Source organism: Gemmatimonadota bacterium, assembly GCA_026706345.1.
Lineage (GTDB): Bacteria > JAAXHH01 > JAAXHH01 > JAAXHH01 > JAAXHH01 > JAAXHH01.
Genome location: JAPOYX010000214.1, coordinates 1 through 2,162, shown reverse-complemented (window position 1 = coordinate 2,162; position 2,162 = coordinate 1). Strand labels below are relative to the sequence as shown.

Sequence of the window (2,162 nt, the reverse complement as noted above, 5' to 3'; positions counted from 1 at the left end):
GCGTAGATGAGACCGGTAAGGTCGCCGGAAGCGGTATCGCCTTCGTGGAAGTTGATGCTCGTCGGCGCCACGTTGATCCGCAGGGACACTGTAGCCGTGTTGGCGCTTTTACCGGTATCAGCTTGAGTCGAGCTGTCGTTGGCCGTGATGGCCAGACGCAGTATATTGCCTGCGCCATCATCCTGATTGTCGTCGTGGCCGCGCAACTGGTCACTGACGTAAGCCAGCGTTCCGTCCGGCTCCATTACCAGGACACCTGCATCATTCTGGAAGACAGCGGTCCTGCCAGTGCCGGTCGCGGCAGTTGGCAAACCGCTGTTCGTGGCGGCGGCCGCAGCCGAAAAGCTCAACCGGCTCGCGGCGGTGTCAGGATCCTGGAACAGGCTGGCCAGATCCACCGTTTCCATGACCGAAACGGTCACTCCGGCATCTGCGCCAACGGTACCATTGTTAGCAGCTCTCGCCGCATGACCCGAACCCGCCACGCTGGCGGTGACCTCGTGGTCATCCACCGCGGTCGGGCGGGCGGAAGCTCTGGTGCCGCCGATAAGAATCCCATTCTCCGTAGTATTGGCGTCCCCATCCAGATCATTGCCATCCACGGCAAGCGTTATCACCGTCACGCCCGACTCGCCCGGGGTGGTGGTGTCGTATAAAACCACAGCCCGAACGGTCGAACCGGGATGCGCCGCAGTAATGTTGAGATCGCCGGTCGCGCCGGGAATATTCGTCCAGATTAGGCCCGGAGCGGGACTATCCACTTGCCACTGCACCGAGGAAATTCCCCGACCTTCCACGCTAAGCGTGCCGCCCGGGAACGGGCTGCCGGTAATTGTGGGGGCAGTAAACGGGGGCGCCGCATCCAACGCGGTATCGCGAATATTGGCAACCTGGATCGCATGACTCGCGACCTCTTCCTGTGGCGCATTGGCGCTCGTGTCGCCCGGAGTCTCGGCGTAACTCACGACCACGCGGTAGTACTTGCCGTCGCCGTCGGGCAGGCTGAGGGTGGTGTCTGCGAGAGCTTCGTTGACGTCCGGCGTGGTCGTGTCCGGATCGGCTTCTTCGACATCTTCCCAGCCGCCACGTCCGTTGTCGGACACCTGCCATTGATAGCGAGTAATCGTGAGAGCGGCGGCGCCGCGATAGTCCTCGTCCACCACACTGACTTCAGCCGTCAAGGTATTGTTCGAAGCCGTGATGGTGAAATGCCCAACGCCGTCGTCCGGGGTGTTGGAGACCGCCCGGGGGGATACGTCGTTGCCGCCGTCCTGACCGTCCGTGCCGCCGACGCCGGTCGAGTTGATTGAGCCGAACAGGGTTTCGTAGTAGGTGACCCGAACACTGACGTAAAGGCCGACATGGGATTGCGTGAGCGTCAACGGATCATTGCTCGTAGACACTTTCACTACGGTTCCGGAACCAGGCTCCGTGTCCGGGCCCGGAGTGCCGTCCGTATCCACATGCGTCTCCCAGGTGTAGAGCACCAGGGTGGGCAGAGTGCTGCCGGCCAGGTCGGGGTCCCTGTTGTCGTTGAAATTGACCCGAAGGCTGCTGCCCTCGCGCGCGCTGCCGCTCAGCGTGACGGCATTTTCACCGATTGCCTCGTTCTCGTCCGTCACGACTATGGGAATCACCGCGGTGCCCGTGAGGCCATTATCATCCTTCGCGGTCAGCCTGATGCTGCCCCGGTCGCCCTGCGTGTTCCTTTCGGTGCGGTCGATCTCGACGATGACCACCCACAGTTCGTCATTTGCATCCGCCGGCGCGGTGCCGACCGTTCTGCCAGTCGCGCCGTCGCCTGGGGTGCCCCAAGTCAGGTCGTCGCCGCCGCCGGTTTCACCGTCGCGGCCCTTGATGACATCGTCCCACTGGCCCTCGTAAAGAATGTCGATCCAGGAAACGGATGAAGAGGCGCCGAAATCCTCAAAATCGTCCGGGGTGTCCCGGTCGTCTTCCCACAAATCTTCCAGGTTGATGTAGAGGACGATCTTGTTTTCCTCCGACTGGTTGACTCTCGCAGGTCCAGGACTGGCAACAGTGCCAGGGGACAGCAGAGTCCCCCCGGGATTGCGCGCGGTCGCGTCAACGATCGTGGGCGCTTCATTGACGTCCTCGATACCGATATCGATCTCCAGGATCTCCTGGTCCGTGGTGTCCCG

Annotated in this window: 1 protein-coding gene; it reads right to left on the bottom strand. The window is 62.2% G+C overall.

The window, feature by feature from the left end; translation table 11 throughout:
• A partial coding sequence (locus OXG98_15000) for a hypothetical protein (GenBank protein ID MCY3773312.1) occupies window positions 1-2,162 on the bottom strand: 2,162 nt, incomplete at both ends.